Raw genomic sequence first — 16891 nt, forward strand, 5'->3', positions numbered from 1 at the left:
TCGCGACCTTGTGCGGGGCCGCCTGCGCGACCGGCTTGATGGTCACCAGGTCGAGGTTGACGTGGGCGGGGAGCTCCACCGAGGAGACGATCGCGGCGGCGACGTCCTCCGCGACCAGCGGGTCGGGGACCTCGGCGTAGACCGCGTCGGCGCGCTCCCGGTCGCCGCCGAAGCGGACCAGCGAGAACTCGTCCGTCTGCACCATCCCCGGCGCGATCTCGATCACTCGGATCGGCTCGCCGGCCAGCTCGAGCCGCAGCACGGCGACCAGCGCGTGCGCGGCGTGCTTGGCGGCGTTGTACCCGCCTCCGCCCTCGTAGGCGACGTGGCCGGCGATCGAGGTGACCGTCACGATGTCCGCGGAGGTGCCGCTCCCCCGGATCCCGGCGCGCAGCAGCGGGAGCAGCGCGCTGGTCACGAGCTTCACCGAGAGCACGTTGATCTCGAACATGCGGCGCCAGTCCTCGGGGTCGGACCTCTCGACCGAGTCGAGTCCGAGCGCGCCGCCCGCGTTGTTCACGAGGGCGTGCACGGGCCCGGAGGAGGAGAGGTGGTCGCGCAGAGCGTCGACCTGGGCGGCGTCGGTGAGGTCGGCGGCGAAGTACCCGGCGCCGGTCTCGGCGGCGAGCGCCTCCAGCCGGTCGCGCCGGCGCGCGACGGCGACGACCTCCCAGCCGTGCTCGCGGAACAGGCGGACCGCGGCCGCCCCGATCCCTGAACTCGCTCCTGTCACGACAACGCGTCGATCCACGCCCGTCCCCTTCCGTCAAGCCTCGGACACCCTCGACTCCGTCGTCGCAGCCCAACGCTAGTCTGGCCGCGTGCCGCCCGCCGACCCGGTTCCCGCGACCGCCGGGACAGCCGTCACCCCGAAGCGCCGCGTGCCCCTCTGGGACAACGCGCGCTTCGTCTGCGTGACCCTCGTCGTGATCGGGCACGGCGTCCAGAGGCTGACGGCCAACTCCGACACCTCGCTCATCGTCTACCTGACGATCTACGCCTTCCACATGCCGGCGTTCGCGATCATCTCGGGCTACTTCTCCAAGAGCGGCGCCCCGAGCGGGCGCGCGATGCGGCGGGTGCTGACCGACATCCTCCTGCCCTACCTGATCATGGAGACGATCTGGACCCTGGTGCAGTTCCTGGTCGAGGGGAAGCAGGAGTTCAACCCGACGAAGCCGAGCTGGACGCTGTGGTTCCTGCTCGCGCTGGGCATCTTCCGCCTCGTCCTCCCCTACCTGGCGCTGCTGCGCTGGCCGCTGCTGATCAGCGTGGTGCTCGCGGTCGGGGTCAGCTACTACGACAACATCGACTCGACCTTCTCGCTCGCACGCGCGATCGGGATCCTGCCGTTCTTCGTGTTCGGCTGGCGCCTGCGCGGCTTCGCCCCCGGCGGCCGCTCCGCCGTCGACCGCTGGCTCGATCAGCCGCCGTCGCGGGTGCTCCTCGCCCGGATCCTCGCCGTCGTCCTCTTCGCGGTCACGGCGGTCGTCATGACCGTCAACATCGAGGCGTTCCGCGCGGCGGACCTGCGCTACTGGTTCTTCTACGACCGTCCCTACGACGCCCTCGGCGAGACCCAGTGGTGGGCCGGGCTGGTGCGGCTGGCCCTGATGGCCGGAGCGGTCGTGCTCTCGCTCGCGCTCTTCGCGATGGTGCCCCGCCGCCGCACCCCGCTCACCGCCTGGGGGCAGTCGACGATGTACGTCTACCTCCTCCACAGCTTCGTCCTCTATCCGCTGCGGGAGTCCGGGATCCTCTCGCAGACGGAGAGCACGCTCGCCCTCGTGCTGATGATCGTGTTCTGCATCGCGGTCTCGGTCGCGCTCTCACTGGGCTGGACCCGCACCGTCTTCCACCGGCTGGTCGAGCCCCGCGCGGCCTGGCTCTTCGCCCCGGCGGCCGACGAGAGGCCCCGGCGCCCGGACCGCGCCGACCCCACGGGCGCCAAGCGCGACCGGCAGCCCGAGCGGCGCTGACGGCCGTTACCCCGTGTGTCGGCGGTCCTGGCCGCCCGGCGGGCCCCCGCGTACGCTCGTCGCGACGGAGAACGGCCCCGTCCCCGACCCCGACGATCCGATGGGAAGCACCATGACCGACTCCGACCAGTGGCAGTTCGAGACCAAGCAGATCCACTCGGGCGCCGCGCCGGACCCGGTGACCAAGGCCCGCGCGACGCCGATCTACCAGACCACCTCCTACGTCTTCGACAACGCGGAGCACGCCCAGAACCTGTTCGCGCTGGCCGAGTTCGGGAACATCTACACCCGCATCCAGAACCCGACCCAGGCGGTCGTGGAGGAGCGGCTCACCGCCCTCGAGGGCGGCTCCGGCGCCCTGCTGCTCGCCTCGGGCCAGGCCGCCGAGACCGCGGCAGTGCTGAACATCGCCCAGGCCGGCGACCACATCGTCTCGTCGTCCTCGATCTACGGCGGCACCTACAACCTCTTCAAGTACACCCTCGCCAAGCTCGGCATCGAGACGACCTTCGTCGAGAACCAGGACGACCGCGAGGAGTGGCGCCGCGCCGTCCGCCCGAACACGAAGCTGTTCTTCGCCGAAACCGTCGGCAACCCCAAGATCAACATCCTCGACATCCGCACCGTGGCCGATGTCGCGCACGACGCCGGCGTGCCCCTGATCGTCGACAACACCATCGCGACGCCCTACCTGATCCGCCCCTTCGAGCACGGCGCGGACATCATCGTGCACTCGGCGACGAAGTTCCTCGGCGGCCACGGCACGGTCATCGGCGGAGCGATCGTCGACGGCGGCCGCTTCTCGTGGACCGCGAACGCCGAGCGCTTCCCCGGCCTCACCACGCCGGACGAGTCGTACCACGGCGCCGTCTACACCGCCGCGGTCGGCGACTCCCTCGCCTACATCATCAAGGCCCGCGTGCAGCTGCTGCGCGACCTCGGCGCCTCGATCGCCCCGGCGAGCGCCTGGCAGCTCATCCAGGGCATCGAGACCCTCTCGCTCCGGATCGAGCGCCACGTGCAGAACGCGCAGGAGATCGCGGAGTACCTCGAGAACCACTCCGACATCGCCTCGGTGAACTACTCGGGCCTGCCCACCTCGCCCTGGTACGCCGCGGCCAACCGCTACGCGCCGAAGGGCGTGGGCGCGGTGCTCTCGTTCGAGCTCAAGGGCGGAGTGGACGCCGGCCGGGCCTTCGTCGACTCGCTGGAGCTGTTCTCGCACCTGGCCAACATCGGCGACGTCCGCTCGCTCGTCATCCACCCCGCGTCGACCACGCACTCGCAGCTCTCGCCCGAGCAGCAGCTGACCGCCGGCGTCACTCCGGGCCTGGTGCGCCTGTCGGTGGGACTCGAGAACGTCGACGACCTCCGCGCCGACCTCGACCAGGCCCTCCGCGCCGCGCGCGCCGTCGTCGAGGCCTCCCGCGCGAACGCCTGAGGCCCCTCGGCGCCCTGACGGGGTCCCCGTCCTCGGGGATCGCGTCAGGGCGCTCCGCGCGCGGGCGGAGGAGCGCGGGAGCAGGGCGTAACAAACGGCTCCGCCCCGCGGCGCTCTGACACGATGGACAGCGCTATGGACTGGCAGCAGACACTCGAGGACACGGTCCCGTCGGCGTTCGTCACCGAGCGCCAGCTCCTCTCGGTCATCGGCAAGCCGCCCGCCACCGGAGCCTGGCGCGACGGCGACCACCCGGGCGGACGCCGCTTCGTCGACCTCGGCCCGTTCGACTTCGAGGCGGGCGGCCGCCTCCCCCACGCCCGCATCGCCTACGAGAGCTGGGGCGCGCTGAACGAGCGCCGCGACAACGCCGTCCTCGTCCTGCACGCGCTGACCGGCGACTCCCACCTGCTCGGCCGCGGCGATCCCGGCCACGCGACGGACGGCTGGTGGTCGGGACTCGTCGGCCCCGGCCTCGTGATCGACACCGACCGCTTCTTCGTGGTCGCCCCGAACATGCTCGGCGGCTGCCAGGGCTCCACCGGTCCCGCGTCCCTCGCCCCCGACGGCCACGAGTGGGGCGCACGGTTCCCGTACACGAGCATCCGCGACCAGGTGCGGGCGCAGGTGCAGTTCAGCGACCTGCTCGGCGTCGAGCGCTGGCACACCGTCATCGGCGGCTCGATGGGCGGGATGCAGGCGCTGGAGTGGGGGATCGACCACGCGGAGCGGGTCGCGCGCCTCGCGGTCCTGGCCGCTCCCCCGCGGGCCACGGCCGACCAGATCGCCCTCAACTTCGTGCAGCTCGAGGCGATCCGCAACGACGCGGCCTTCGCGGGCGGCTCCTACTACGACGCCGGCGACGGCCAGGGCCCGTACCACGGCCTCGCGCTCGCCCGCCGGATGGCACTGCTCAACTACCGCAGCCCCTCCGAGCTCAACGACCGCTTCGAGCGCAGCTGGCAGTCGGGGCTCAGCCCGCTCGGCGGCGGCGGCCGCTTCGCAGTGGAGTCGTACCTCGACTTCCACGGCAACAAGTTCACGCGCCGCTTCGACGCGAACAGCTACATCACGCTCGTCGAGGCGATGAACTCGCACGACGTCGGCCGCGGCCGGGGCGGCGAGGCGGCCGCCCTCTCCCGGATCACCAGCCCGACCCTCGTCCTCGGCATCGACAGCGACCGGCTCTTCCCGGTCGAGGGCCAGCGGATCATCGCGGCGCACGCTCCCGGCGCTCTCGACGGCGGAGAGGTCGCGGTGATCACCTCGACGTTCGGCCACGACGGGTTCCTCATCGAGGACGACGCGGTCGGCGCGCACCTCGCCCGGCTGCTGGCGCATCCCGCGACGGCCTGACCCGCCCGACCCCGGCGCGGTTCGACGCCCCGAACCGCTCCGACCGGCCCGGGCAGTGGCTATCGTGAGACGGGGGCCAGCCCCGCGCCACGACCGGAGGGGGCCAGAGCGTGCCGATGATCCGCAGCGCCCGCGAGCGCGACCGGCTGCTGCGCCACTCCGCCTGCGGGATCGGCCTGCTCACGGAAGCGGGGGCGCTCGGCATGGCCCTCATCCCCGGAACGCTCCAGCCCGCCGCCGTGCCGTTCGCCGTCGCGCTGCTCCTGGGCATGATGGCCGCCCACGTCGAGCTCGCCCGGACGGGGCGCCGCAGCCGCGTGATCGCGGTCGCCGTCGGCGGCCTGCTGCTGGGCTGGGGCCTCGCCCTGGGGCTCGCTCCGGGCGCCGACTTCGCCGGGTTCGTCCTGGTCAACACCGCGAACGCCGTGACCGCGAGCATCGCCGTGGTCGTGACGACGTCCGCGCGCCGCCTGCTCCTGCTGCTGCCGGTGCTCCTCCCGAGCCTGATCCCGTCGGTGCTCGTCTCGAGCGGCACCATGATCCCCACCGTGGTCGTCCAGAGCCTGCTGCCCTGGGGCACGCTCTGCGGCTTCGCCCTCTGGATCGGCACAGCGGTCCCGCGGGTGGTGCGGCGGATCGACAGCATCGGCAACGCCCACCGCGTGGAGCGCCTCGCCAGCGAGACGGAGGCGCAGCGCCGGCAGGGCGCGCGGCTCCTGCACGACACGGTGCTGGCCACCCTCACGCTCCTCGCGCACTCGGGCCGCGGAGTGTCGGTCGACGCGCTCCGGCAGCAGGCGGCGCAGGACGCGCAGCTCCTGCGCCAGCTCCGGCTCGGCGGGACCCCCACCCCGAGCGCGTCCGGCTCCTACCAGCTGACCAGCGTCACCTCCGCCCCCGCGGCCAACACCCTCGAGACCGTCCGCAACCGCTTCGGCCGGATGGGGCTCGACGTGATCTGGCACGGCTCCGGCCAGGTGGCGCTCACCGGCGCGGCCCTCGACTCCTTCGTGCTCGCCCTGGCGGAGTGCCTCGAGAACGTGCGCCGCCACTCCGGCGTCGCCTCGGCCGACGTGACGATCACCGAGGACGAGACGACCGTCCGCGCGATGGTCACGGACGCGGGCGCGGGCTTCGACATCGCGACCGTCCCCGACACGAAGCTCGGCTTCAAGGAGTCGGTGATCGCCCGGCTCGGCGACGTCGGCGGCCGCACCAGACTGTTCAGCGCCCCCGGATCGGGGACGACCGTGGTGCTGGAGGTCCCCAAGTGAGCCCCGCGCCGGAGTCGCGGGCCCCGCTGCTGGGACGCGTGCCCGCGACGCACGGCCGCTCCTCCCGGTCCGCCCGCTCGGTCCGCCGCCAGCAGGAGGGGCTCGGCACCAACTACCTCGGCAGCGGCCTCAACGGCATCGCCGCCGCGATCCTCGCCTACGAGCTGCTGATCTTCCTCTCGACCTCCGCCCGCTACAGCGACCTCGCACCCGCGGCGATCGCCTGGGTCCTCGTCGTCCTGGCCTTCGGGTCCACCGTCCTCGCGATCCACCTCGGCGGACGCCGCCTGCCGCTCCCGGTCTACCTCTGCTTCCTCGTCGCCCTCGGAGCCGCCGTCGTGCTCGACCTGGTGGCCGTGACCGACTCCGGCGCGGCCCGCACCGTCCCCACCGCCGCGGTCGCGGGCGCCGTCGCGCACGCCGCGCTGATCGTCCACCGGCGCGGGATCGAGATCCTCGCGGTGAGCGCCCTCGTCGCGATCGCCGAGGTGATCGCGTTCCTCTCGATGGAGTCGGGCGGCGCGGGCGCGCTCTCGGTGCGCATCAGCGCCCTCGTGGTGACGATCGCGCCGGCCGTCGTCGTGGTCGTGATGATGCGCGGATTCCGCCGGATGGTCCAGCTCGAGATCGACCGCGCCCTCGTGCAGAGCACCACGCTCGGCCCGCGCTACGCGGTCGGGATGCTCGCCTCGGAGGAGCTCGCACGGCTCGACCTCGCCGCCGAGCGCCTCCTCGCCGAGGTGGGCGACGGCTCGGTCCGCCTGCCCCTCGACGCCCAGCGCGCCGCCCACGCGACCTCGCTCGCCACCCAGCTCCGCCTCCACCTCATCGAGGGGCGGCGCGAGACCTGGCTGCACCATGCCGTGCTCGAGTCCGAGCTGCTCGCGCCGCTCGTCGAGCTCGACGACCCGGACGGCACCGCCGGACTCCTCGGGCACCAGCAGCGCGACGGGCTCCTCTCGGCGATCTGGCTGATGGCCGACAGCGCGACCGGACTCGCCGTGGTCCTCCACGTCGAGTCGGGCAGCCCCCGCGATCCCGGAGCCGGGACGGCCGCCCGAGGACTGCTCGTGCCGATCACGCTCCGCTCCTCAGGCGCGCCCTTGCGCGGCGTCGATCCTGCGACGTGGGAGGCTATCGCTCAGGTCGGCGTCTTCCGCGACACCTCGCGCGACGGGGAGCTCCGCATCGAGATCGACTGCCTGGTCGAGAATCCCGCCGACCGGTGAGCAGCCGCCGAGAGACCGCCGACGACCGCCGACCGAAGGACACCGATGACACCCACCGCTGACGCGAAGATCACTCTCGCGGTCGTGGACGACCACAAGATGCTCCTCGGAGCGCTCACGGAGTGGATCCGCGGAGCCGCCTCCGACATCCAGCTGGTGGCCGCGGTCGCCTCCTGGCCCGAGCTGCTCACGCACCCCGAGTTCCCCGTCGACGTCGTCCTCCTCGACCTCGACCTCAAGGACAACATCCCGATCTCGGTGAAGCTCTCGACCCTCAAGACCACCGGGGTGAAGACCGTGCTGATGAGCACCTACTCCGAGCCCGCCGTGGTCCGCGAGGCGCTCGCCTCCGGAGCCCTCGGCTACCTGGTGAAGACCGAGGACGCGGACATGATCGTCGAGGCGATCCGCGCGGCCAAGGACGGCCACTCCTACATCTCGCACGAGCTCGACATGGCGCTCTCCACCGGCGACTCCGACGGAGCGCCGAAGCTCAGCGCGCAGGAGCGCCGCGTGATGGCCCTCTACGGCGGCGGCGAGCCGGTGAAGTCGGTCGCGTTCGAGCTGGGCATCTCGGAGGAGACGGCGAAGTCGTACCTCAAGCGGATCCGCGAGAAGTACCGCGTCGTCGGCATCGACGTCGGCACGAAGGTGGCGCTCCGCAAGCGCGCCATCCACGACGGGATCCTCATCGAGACGGACTGAGTCCTCTTCCGTGGCGGTCCCTGCCCGCCACGGCGCGGTCGGCTTCACGACGTGGTGCGTTCCGCGGAGCGAGGTGCGTCGCCCGGCATCGATCCGCTGGCACGCGGATCGCTGTCGGCGGGCTCCACGAGGGCGCGGCGGTCCCCGCCCGCCGCTGCGCGGTCGACTTCACGACGTAGTGCGTTCCGCAGAGCGGGGTGCGTCGCCCGGCATCGATCCGCCGACACGCGGATCACTGTCGGCGGGCTCCACGACGGCGCGGCGGTCCCCGCCCGACACGGCGCGGTCGACTTCACGACGTGGTGCGTTCCGCAGAGCGGGGTGCATCGCCCGGCATCGATCCGCCGACACGCGGATCACTGTCGGCGGGCTCCACGAGGGCGCGGCGGTCCCCGCCCGCCACGGCGCGATCGGCTTCACGACGTGGCGCGTTCCGCAGAGCGGGGCGCGTCGCCCGGCATCGATGCGCTGACACGCGGATCACTGTCGGCGGGCTCCACCTCGTCGAGCGGCGGCCACCTGCTCCTGCAGTCGAGCAGGGCGGGCGTGCCCGAGTCGTGCCGGTCGAGTCGCCGCGGGACGCGGCGCATCGAGACCCGCCAGGCACGGACAACGCGTGGATGCTGGTCGAGATGCCGCGGGACGCTGGGCATCGAGACCCACCGGACCGGGACTGCGAGTGCTCCTGCGGGCTCGCGTCAGGGGGCCAGGACGGCGACCGTCATGCCGGGCGTCGCGGCGGGGGCGTCCATCGCGGCGAGGGCGTCGGGCAGGTCCTCGAAGGCGATGGTGCGGCCGACGGAGTCGGCGGGGCGCAGACGGCCGGCGACGATGTCGTCGAGGAGGGCCGTGTAGCCGCTCCGGGCGATGCCGTGGCTGCCCAGCAGCTCCAGCTCCTGGGCGATGACCCGGCCGAGCGGGATCGCCGGTGCCGCGTCGGGCCCGAGGAGCAGACCCACCTGCACGTGCCGGCCGCGCGGACGCAGGGCGGCGATCGACGCCTCCGCGGTGACCCTGCTGCCGACGGCGTCGACCGCCAGATGCGCCCCTCCTCCGGTCGCCGCCCGGATCGCCTCGGCGGCACCCTCGCCTCCGGGGACGGTCACCGCCCCGATCGCGGCCGCGGCCTCCCGCGCCGGGGCGGAGACGTCCGACGCCACCACGCGGGCCCCGGCCGCGAGCGCGACGATCACCGCGGAGAGGCCGACTCCGCCGCAGCCCAGCACCGCGACCCACTCCCCCGGGGCGACCCGGCCGCGCTCGTGCAGGGCGTGGTACGCGGTCCCGAAGCGGCAGCCGAGACCGGCCGCCTCGACGAAGCCGACGGAGTCGGGCAGGCGCACCAGGTTCAGGTCCGCACCCGTCACGGCCACCGCCTCGGCGAACGACCCGTCGAGGGTGAATCCCGGCTGCTGCTGCCGGAGGCACACCTGCGTCGCCCCCTCCCGGCACTGCTCGCAGTCGCCGCAGGCGAACACGAACGGCGCCGTGACCCGGTCACCGACCGCGAAGAGCGACACCTGGGCTCCCGTCGCGATCACCGTCCCGGCGAACTCGTGCCCGGGGATCTGCGGCAGGACGACCGAGTCGTCGTGACCCTTCCACGCGTGCCAGTCGCTCCGGCACACCCCGGTCGCCGCGACGCGGACGACGACGCCGTCGACGGGGCAGACGGGCTCCGGGACCTCGACGATCGCGGGGAGGGCGGAGAAGGACGAGTAGCTCACGGCGCGCATGCCGAGAGTCTTCCAGAGGCCCGGGCCGCGCTCTGCTTACAGCGCGTCGACCGGGATGCCGCCGGTGCCCGGCTGGGCGGGCTCGCGGTGGACCGGGTAGACCGTGCCCCGGGCGCGGTCGATCGCGATGCTGCCGAGGGCGAGCACGATTCCGGCCGCGGTCAGGCCCACGCCGACCCAGATGGGCGACAGGTAGCCCAGTCCGGCGGCGATCGTCAGGCCGCCGAGCGCGGCACCCACCGAGTTGCCGATGTTCAGGGCGGAGTGGTTAAGCGCGGCCGCGATCGTCTGGCTGTCGCGCGCCACGTCCATCAGCCGGGTCTGGATCGCGGGCGACGCGGCCGCCGAGAAGCCCGCCGAGAGGAACGCGAACACCACCAGGCCGACGACCGACGAGGCCGACAGCGCGAGTCCGATCAGCGAGACGCCGACGCCTGCGAAGAACACCACCAGCGCCCGCCGCACGTCGCGGTCGGCGGCCCAGCCGCCGACGAGGTTGCCGACGGTCATCCCGAGGCCGATGACGACCAGGATCCACGGGACCGCGGCGAGCGGCAGGCCCGTCACCTCGGTCGCGAGCGGCGAGATGTAGCTGTACATCGCGAAGAGTCCGCCGAAGCCGATGGCGCCGACGAGCAGGGTCATCCAGACCTGCAGGCGCCCGAACGCCCGCAGCTCGTTGCGGACGGTCGCCGCCGGATTCCCGGGTTGCGCGGGCACCAGAAGCTGGACGGCCACGACGGTCAGCGCGAAGAGCACCGCGACCACGAGGTAGGCGGTGCGCCAGCCGGCCACCTGCCCGACCCAGGTGATCGCGGGCACGCCGATGACGTTCGCGATCGTGAGCCCGGAGAGGACGAACGCGACTCCCTTGCCGCGCTTGCCGGGACCCATCAGGTCGGCGGCGACCAGGGAGGCGATGCCGAAGTAGGCGCCGTGCGGGAGCGCGGCGACGAAGCGCGCGGCGAGGACGAGCGGGAAGCTCGGGAGCAGCGCCGAGCCGATCGTCCCGACGGTGAAGGCGACGAGGAGGGTCAGGAGGAGCCTCTTGCGCGGCCAGCGCGCCGCTGCGGCGGCGATGGTGGGGGCGCCGACCACGACACCGAGCGCGTAGGCCGAGATCAGCATCCCCGCCTGCGAGACGGCCTGCTCCTGGCTCGCGGCCCAGACCCCGGGGAGGAGGTCGGCGGCGAGCTGCGGGAGGAGCCCCATCGCGACGAACTCGGTCGAGCCGATGCCGAAGCCCCCCATCGCGAGGGCGAGCAGGGCGAGGCGGGTCCGAGCGGGCGAGAGCGTCACCGGTCAAGGCTACTCAGGATCGGACGGATGTCGAATCGATTCGAGCACGCCCGGACACGAGAGGTCGTGGCGAGGACCCGCTACTCCCCCAGCGCGTCGTTCAGCCGGGCGATCTTGCCGTCGATCTCGCCCGAGTAGCCGGGGCGGATGTCCGCCTTCAGGACGAGCGACACGCGCGTCCCGAACGCTCCGACGGCCTCCGTCGCGCGCTTGACGACGTCGAAGACCTCGTCCCACTCCCCCTCGATCTCGGTGAACATCGAGGTCGTCCGCGACGGCAGGCCGCTCCCGCGGACGATGCGGACGGCGGCGGCGACGGCGTCATGGACGGACGCGTCGGGCGCCTCGCCCCCGGACGGTGCGACCGAGAATGCGACGAGCATGGGTGCCTCCTTGACTGCGCGCACCGCGTGCCGGCCCCGCGCCCTCCGAGCCTACGAGCCCTGGGGCGCCAGGCGGGTCTCGCCGGTCAGCGACGACGCGGAAGTCGTGGCGCCGGGTGCGACGACCCGCGCCGTCCCCATCCTCCACAGCTCGCGCAGCAGCCAGCCGAGCAGCACCACGAGGAGGATGTTCCGCACGGTCAGCACGAGCACCATCCACCAGTGCGACCAGAGGAGGAAGAGGTAGAGGTACGGGTAGACCACCTGGGTCAGAGCCGCAGTGACGAGCGTCAGCTTCGCGGGCCGGTCGAACGCGCCGTCGCGGCACGCGATCAGCCCGGCGATCACCGGCGGCGCGAGCCAGACGATGTACTGCGGCGAGAGCACCTTGTTGGTGTCGATGAACACGACCACGAAGGTCAGCGCGAGCAGCGGGAACAACCTGGCGGGGTCGGCCCGGCGGGCGAGAGCACGGGCACCCAGCAGGGCCACGCCGAGCATGGCCAGAGCGAGCAGCGGGGTCATCAGGCTCGCCGCGAACTCGGTGCCGGGCCCGTGCATCTCGAAGGTGTTGATGTCGGCGGCGTAGTAGACGTAGCTCCCCGATCCCGGGAGGACCGACAGCCACATCCAGGGAGTGCTCACGACGGCCTCGATCTGGAGGCCCCGATCGGTCTGATCGGTGACGAAGCTGAAGACCTGGTCCCCGCCGCCGACGAGGACGACCGCGAGCACGATGATCACGGAGGCGACCGCGGGGACGAGGATCATCCGCAGCCGTCCGCGCAGGACGAGCACGGCAGCGGCGAGGATCGCGGCCGGCCACACCTTGATCCAGGTGGCCACGGTCAGCAGCAGCGCCGCGACGCCCGGACGGGTCGCCGCCCAGAGCATCCCGGCGATGGCCGGCGGCGCGGTGAAGGCGTCGATGCGGCCGATCGCGATCGGCCCAAGGAGGACGAGGAACAGCAGCCACCAGCGCCCCGCGGCGAGGCGCGGTGCCGACCGGCCGCGCAGCAGCAGGGCGAAGGCGGCGGCGTCGGCGAGCGCGACGAGGACGAGCCACATCAGGTCGTAGCCCGCCGAGCCGAAGAGCCAGGAGGCGGCGATCGGGCCCCAGGCGAGGATCGGGTAGACCCAGCCCGTGTCGATCCCGGCGATGCCGCCGCCCTCGACGGCGGTCCTCATCCACTCCTTGTAGACGATGCTGACGTCGCCCATCGGCAGACCCGGAGCGAACAGCGCCAGGAGGGAGAGCACCACGTGCACCAGCGCGAAGGCGCCCCAGAGCACGGCGACGGAGTCGCGGTTCTCGCGCAGCCGGGCGAGGGGGCGGGAGGACGCTCGAGGAGGGGAGGACGGCACCGCGTCATTGTAGAGGGGCCGCTGAACGGTACCCTGGCAGCACCTGAGCCCGCCTGAGAGCGCCGCTCCCGCCGGGCATCGGTCCCCCGGCGGCGTCGGTCGCCGCCGGGCGTCAGCAGACGGCGTCGCGACCCGACGAACTCAGTAACCGGCGAACGCGTCGGTGCGGATCCGCTTCGCCCCGGCACCGCGCAGGGCGCCGCGGACCGAGTCGACGAACGACGGCGACCCGGAGACGTAGCCCACGCGGCGGCCGGCGTCCGGCACCGCGTCCGCGAGCAGCTCGGCGGTCAGTCGGCCTGTGACGTGCGACCACCGTGCGGGCAGGTCGGTCGGCGCCTCCTTCGAGCAGAGCACGACCCGGGCCCCCGACTCCTGCAGCAGGTCGCGGTACGCGACCTCGGCGAGGCTCGGCGCGGCGACCACGACGACGACGTCGCGCCGCGGACCGTCCGCGAGCGAGCGGAGCTGACTGGCGAACGGGGTGATCCCGATGCCGCCCGCCACCAGCAGCAGTGGCACGGTGGGATCGGCCGGCAGGACGAAGTCACCGCCGACGCTCGTCGCCCGGAGCGAGTCGCCGGGCTCCAGAGCGGCGAGGGCGCGCTTGAAGCTGCTCGCCTTCTCCGGCATCCGCAGGGCGATCGCGATCTCGCCGTCGGACGGAGCGGAGGAGACCGAGAAGGTGCGCCGGCTGCCCCGGCTGTCGGCGCGGTGCGGCAGGTCGAGCTCGAGCCACTGGCCCGGCTCGAAGGTCAGCGGCGAGCGGGAGCGGAAGCGGTACTCCGCGATGCCCGGCGCCAGCACGCGGGTCGAGGCGAGCTCGAGCGTGTGCCGCCGACGCTGGCGGAATGCGAAGGCGAACGCGAGGGCGTTGCCGACCACGAGGCCCAGCTCCGGAGTGGCGGAGACGACGCCGATGTGGAAGGGAACGCTCGCCACGAGCGCTGCGACGACCGCGATGATCAGCTGCTGCGAGCGGCGCGGCGCGAGCGTGAGCGGCTCCGTCAGCATGAAGGCGCCGGCGAAGACGAAGGGGTAGGCCGTGAGGACCAGGGCCGCCGCGGCGCCGAGGTCCTGGCCGTTCTGCACCGCCTGCTGCACGGACACCCCGCCGGCGACGACGACGAAGACGGCGAAGACGGCCCAGCGGCGGACCCGCGCGACGATCAGGAGGGAGCCCACGACGACGAACGGCCAGATCGCGCCACTGGCGATCCACCAGGCTCCGGCGTTGAGCCCGGTGAAGCCGATGATCAGCACGGCGACCGCGGCCGGGTTGAAGAGGTGGCGGCCCCGCCAGGCGAGGACGTACTTGGACGCGGCGGCGATCGCGCCGACGAGCGCGATCACGGCGAGCCCGCGGGGATCGGCCGTCGGGAAGAGGAGGCAGGCGATCAGCAGACCGGTGACGAGCGAGGACTCCAGGTGCGCACGGCTCCGGAACAGCCGCGCGAGGACCGCGCTGACCAGGGCCGTCGAGGCGACGGCGACCAGCGTCGTGCCGAGGATCTCGAGCGGCGTCGAGAAGATCAGGCCGGCTGCGGCGTAGCCGACGGCGACGAGCAGGAGCGCGGCGAGCGTCATCCAGACCAGCCGGTAGGTGGTGACGCGGCCGAGGGCGCGGTCGAAGGTGCCGATCATCGGAAGACCTCTCCGGGGAAGGAAGGCGAGTAGTGGAGGGTGCCGTCGCTGCGGACGCGGACGAACTCGAAGTCGAAGCGCTCGGCGAGGGTCTCGGGCGGGCAGACGAACAGCGCGGTCGCGAGCCCGTCGGCGACGAGGGCCGTGTCGGCCACCGCCCAGGTGGCGACGACGGTCTCGACCGGAGCTCCGGTCCGCCCGTCGAGGACGTGGTGGAGGCCGCTGCCCCAGGCGCGGCGGTTGCTCGCCGAGCCGCAGAGCGCGCGGTCGCCGGGCACCGCCACTCCCAGTGCGCTGCTCGGGTCCCACGGGTGCTCGAGGCCGACCCGGACGGGTCCGGCTCCGATGCCCCGGAGGTCGCCGCTCGCGTCGACGACGGCGGGCCCGGCTCCGTCGAGCTCCTCGAGGACGAGGTCGACGAGCTGGCCCTTGCCCGCGGCGCCGACGTCGACGACGGTCCCGGGCTCGACCCGCAGTCCCGCCGCCCCGCGACGGGCGGCGGCCCAGGAGGGAGCGGGGACGGCGGGTCCGCGCGGGACGAGGGTGTACGCGGAGTCGTAGCCGAGCTGCTCGAGAGAGCCGCCGACGAAGGGGGTGACCGCCCCGCCGGTCAGCTCGTCGAGCACGTCGTACAGTGCGAAGAGGTCGGCCGCCTCGTCGGGGAAGACGTGCTCGCCTCCGACCCGCAGCTGCGAGACGGCGGAGTCGTCACGGAACCGCGACCAGGTGCGGTCGTACTCCGCGATGCGCGCCTCGACCCGCGAGCGGTGGGAGGGCTCGAGCGGCTCGGCGGTGTCGATCTGCCAGCCGGTGCCGATCGCGTCGAACCGCCACGCGTGGCCGAGGACCGTCGGGGCGTCAGGCCGTGGCATCGGCCTTGATGGTCTCGACGGCGTCGTTGAAGCCGCCGGAGGTGAGGGAGGACCCCGACACCTTGGAGACCTTCAGCTCGTCGAGCTGCTTGCCGACGACCTCGCCCGCGATGCCACCCGCGAAGCGCGACTGGTACTGCTGGCCGGTGGGGTTCTCCGACTCCGGGGTCACGGTCACGTCGGTGACGACGCCGTCGGCGAGGGTCAGCGAGACGCCCACCTTCTCGTTCCCTCCGGGCGAGGTGTAGGCGCCCTCGGCCTCGTAGGTGCCATCGGCGTAGCTGCTGCCGCTCGCGGCGGAGGACGCGGCGCCGGTGGCCTCGGGGGCGGAGCTGGTGGCGGTGCTCGGAGCGGTGGTGGTCGCCGCGTCGGCGGCGTCGCTCCCGGTCGTGGTGGTGCTGGAGCAGGCGGCGAGCGCGGCGAGGGTGCCGGCGCCGGCGAGGAGGGTCAGGGCGTAGCGGGCGGGAGTCGTGGTCTTCGCGGTCATGTCTGTTCTCCTGGTCAAGGCGGACGCGGCGGATCCGACGGTAGAGGTGCTCGCTTCGAGCACCCGATGAGGCGGCGGTGCGGAGCCGGTGAGCCGGGCCGCGGGCGTCGCTTCCTCCAGGACAACGGCGGCGGTCCCGGTTCGGTTCAGCGCTCGTCCGACGGGCGTGTCAGCGCAGGAGTGCGGCGACCACTCCGGGCAGGTGCTCCGCGATGTCGAGCGCGGCGATCGGGCCGCCGGCGGAGGCGCTCCGTCCGGCCTCCGCGTGCAGGACGGCGGCCGCGGCGGCCACCGGGGCGAGGTCCTCCGCGGTCAGAGTCGTCCCGGCCGCCTCGGCGTCCGCGGCCCGACCGGCGAGGAGTGCGCCGAGCACGCCGCCGAGGACCGCAGCGACGAGGAGCGGCGCACCCTGATCGAGCAGCTGCACTCGGGAGTCCCGGTGGTGCTCGACGCGGGCGCGCTCGACCTGATCGACGAGGCCGCAGGCCCGGTCGTCATCACGCCGCACTACCGCGAGCTCGCCGGAGTGCTCGGCCGAGCGGGTCTGGACGCGGACGCCGCGACGATCGCCGAGGCCCCGGGGGAGTGGGCGCGCCGGGCGGCGGACCGCCTCGGAGTCTGCGTGCTCCTCAAGGGCGGCACCACCCACGTCGTCGCGGGCGGCGTCGAGCTCGAGGTCTCCGGATCCACGCCCTGGCTGGCGACCGCGGGCAGCGGCGACGTCCTCGGCGGCGTGCTCGGCGCACTCCTCGCCGGTCGGGCCGCGGACGCCGAGGCGGCCGGGACGACTCTGACCGCGGAGGACCTCGCCCCGGTGGCCGCCGCGGCCGCCGTCCTGCACGCGGAGGCCGGACGGAGCGCCTCCGCCGGCGGCCCGATCGCCGCGCTCGACATCGCGGAGCACCTGCCCGGAGTGGTCGCCGCACTCCTGCGCTGACACGCCCGTCGGACGAGCGCTGAACCGAACCGGGACCGCCGCCGTTGTCCTGGAGGAAGCGACGCCCGCGGCCCGGCTCACCGGCTCCGCACCGCCGCCTCGACGCCGAGCACCGCCGCTCCCGGGTAGCGCTCCGACCCGGTCGCGATCCCCAGCACCCCGCGCGTGTACTTGTCGTCGTCCT

Annotated in this window: 16 protein-coding genes and 1 pseudogene; 7 read left to right on the plus strand and 10 right to left on the minus strand. The window is 73.3% G+C overall.

Annotated elements, in window-relative coordinates; genetic code table 11:
• A partial coding sequence (locus tag C5C74_RS14865) for an SDR family NAD(P)-dependent oxidoreductase (RefSeq protein WP_258064192.1) occupies positions 1-751 on the minus strand: 751 nt, incomplete at its 3' end.
• A gap of 70 nt (positions 752-821) precedes the next feature.
• Between C5C74_RS14865 and C5C74_RS14870 the strand changes: the two genes are divergently transcribed.
• The 6 genes from C5C74_RS14870 to C5C74_RS14895 all read left to right on the plus strand — a co-directional run bounded on the left by C5C74_RS14870 (position 822) and on the right by C5C74_RS14895 (position 7984).
• The gene (locus C5C74_RS14870; RefSeq protein WP_258064193.1) at positions 822-1979 is read left to right on the plus strand and encodes an acyltransferase family protein; all 1158 of its coding nucleotides are present in this window, start codon (positions 822-824) and stop codon (positions 1977-1979) included.
• A gap of 112 nt (positions 1980-2091) precedes the next feature.
• Complete coding sequence (locus tag C5C74_RS14875) at positions 2092-3420, plus strand: bifunctional o-acetylhomoserine/o-acetylserine sulfhydrylase (protein ID WP_104249523.1); 1329 nt, start codon at positions 2092-2094, stop codon at positions 3418-3420.
• Between the two features lie 135 nt (positions 3421-3555).
• Positions 3556-4776: a homoserine O-acetyltransferase gene (locus C5C74_RS14880; RefSeq protein WP_104224444.1), complete on the plus strand. Its 1221-nt coding sequence runs from the start codon at positions 3556-3558 to the stop codon at positions 4774-4776.
• Positions 4777-4892: 116 nt separating this feature from the next.
• On the plus strand, positions 4893-6050 hold the full coding sequence (locus tag C5C74_RS14885) for a sensor histidine kinase (RefSeq protein ID WP_104224445.1): 1158 nt from the start codon (positions 4893-4895) through the stop codon (positions 6048-6050).
• A 38-nt stretch (positions 6051-6088) separates the two neighbouring features.
• On the plus strand, positions 6089-7279 hold the full coding sequence (locus tag C5C74_RS14890) for a hypothetical protein (protein WP_146076851.1): 1191 nt from the start codon (positions 6089-6091) through the stop codon (positions 7277-7279).
• A gap of 45 nt (positions 7280-7324) precedes the next feature.
• Positions 7325-7984, plus strand: coding sequence for a response regulator (locus C5C74_RS14895; protein WP_104224447.1), 660 nt, complete (start codon positions 7325-7327; stop codon positions 7982-7984).
• A gap of 698 nt (positions 7985-8682) precedes the next feature.
• Here the strand turns inward: C5C74_RS14895 and C5C74_RS14900 are convergent.
• From C5C74_RS14900 to C5C74_RS17920, 8 genes are all read right to left on the minus strand, one after another.
• Positions 8683-9720, minus strand: a complete 1038-nt coding sequence (locus C5C74_RS14900) for an alcohol dehydrogenase catalytic domain-containing protein (protein ID WP_104351800.1) — start codon at positions 9718-9720, stop codon at positions 8683-8685.
• A 36-nt stretch (positions 9721-9756) separates the two neighbouring features.
• A complete protein-coding gene (locus tag C5C74_RS14905; protein WP_104351805.1) occupies positions 9757-10971 on the minus strand; it encodes an MFS transporter in 1215 nt (404 codons plus the stop codon).
• A gap of 128 nt (positions 10972-11099) precedes the next feature.
• Entirely contained in the window at positions 11100-11402 is a 303-nt protein-coding gene (locus C5C74_RS14910) for a thiamine-binding protein (protein WP_104351801.1), read from the minus strand.
• A 51-nt stretch (positions 11403-11453) separates the two neighbouring features.
• Complete coding sequence (locus C5C74_RS14915) at positions 11454-12767, minus strand: glycosyltransferase 87 family protein (RefSeq protein ID WP_104351802.1); 1314 nt, start codon at positions 12765-12767, stop codon at positions 11454-11456.
• 141 nt (positions 12768-12908) lie between these two features.
• On the minus strand, positions 12909-14411 hold the full coding sequence (locus C5C74_RS14920; protein WP_104287627.1) for an oxidoreductase: 1503 nt from the start codon (positions 14409-14411) through the stop codon (positions 12909-12911).
• On the minus strand, positions 14408-15283 hold the full coding sequence (locus C5C74_RS14925; protein WP_104351803.1) for an FAD:protein FMN transferase: 876 nt from the start codon (positions 15281-15283) through the stop codon (positions 14408-14410). Before C5C74_RS14925 ends, C5C74_RS14920 begins: the two co-directional genes overlap by 4 nt.
• Complete coding sequence (locus C5C74_RS14930) at positions 15270-15770, minus strand: FMN-binding protein (protein WP_104224453.1); 501 nt, start codon at positions 15768-15770, stop codon at positions 15270-15272. The genes C5C74_RS14925 and C5C74_RS14930 overlap by 14 nt, the downstream gene beginning before the upstream one ends.
• A gap of 169 nt (positions 15771-15939) precedes the next feature.
• The gene (locus tag C5C74_RS17920; protein WP_258064195.1) at positions 15940-16197 is read right to left on the minus strand and encodes a hypothetical protein; all 258 of its coding nucleotides are present in this window, start codon (positions 16195-16197) and stop codon (positions 15940-15942) included.
• Positions 16198-16209: 12 nt separating this feature from the next.
• Here C5C74_RS17920 and C5C74_RS14935 point away from each other — a divergent pair, with 12 nt between their 5' ends.
• Positions 16210-16707: an NAD(P)H-hydrate dehydratase gene (locus C5C74_RS14935; RefSeq protein ID WP_258064196.1), complete on the plus strand. Its 498-nt coding sequence runs from the start codon at positions 16210-16212 to the stop codon at positions 16705-16707.
• Between the two features lie 83 nt (positions 16708-16790).
• On the opposite strand, the pseudogene C5C74_RS17925 reads toward C5C74_RS14935, so the two are convergent.
• Positions 16791-16891, minus strand: a pseudogene (locus tag C5C74_RS17925) (NAD(P)H-hydrate dehydratase); the annotation flags it as partial.

The sequence above is a fragment of the Rathayibacter sp. AY1E8 genome (genome assembly GCF_002931415.1).
Lineage (GTDB): Bacteria > Actinomycetota > Actinomycetes > Actinomycetales > Microbacteriaceae > Rathayibacter.

Excerpts from the sequence above, each read along its gene's own strand:
- C5C74_RS14925 (WP_104351803.1), bottom strand. The coding sequence starts at position 15,283 with ATGCCACGGCCTGACGCCCCGACGGTCCTCGGCCACGCGTGGCGGTTC.
- C5C74_RS14875 (WP_104249523.1), top strand. The coding sequence starts at position 2,092 with ATGACCGACTCCGACCAGTGGCAGTTCGAGACCAAGCAGATCCACTCG.
- C5C74_RS14930 (WP_104224453.1), bottom strand. The coding sequence starts at position 15,770 with ATGACCGCGAAGACCACGACTCCCGCCCGCTACGCCCTGACCCTCCTC.
- C5C74_RS14880 (WP_104224444.1), top strand. The coding sequence starts at position 3,556 with ATGGACTGGCAGCAGACACTCGAGGACACGGTCCCGTCGGCGTTCGTC.
- C5C74_RS14885 (WP_104224445.1), top strand. The coding sequence starts at position 4,893 with ATGATCCGCAGCGCCCGCGAGCGCGACCGGCTGCTGCGCCACTCCGCC.
- C5C74_RS14920 (WP_104287627.1), bottom strand. The coding sequence starts at position 14,411 with ATGATCGGCACCTTCGACCGCGCCCTCGGCCGCGTCACCACCTACCGG.
- C5C74_RS14895 (WP_104224447.1), top strand. The coding sequence starts at position 7,325 with ATGACACCCACCGCTGACGCGAAGATCACTCTCGCGGTCGTGGACGAC.
- C5C74_RS14910 (WP_104351801.1), bottom strand. The coding sequence starts at position 11,402 with ATGCTCGTCGCATTCTCGGTCGCACCGTCCGGGGGCGAGGCGCCCGAC.
- C5C74_RS14900 (WP_104351800.1), bottom strand. The coding sequence starts at position 9,720 with ATGCGCGCCGTGAGCTACTCGTCCTTCTCCGCCCTCCCCGCGATCGTC.
- C5C74_RS14905 (WP_104351805.1), bottom strand. The coding sequence starts at position 10,971 with ATGGGGGGCTTCGGCATCGGCTCGACCGAGTTCGTCGCGATGGGGCTC.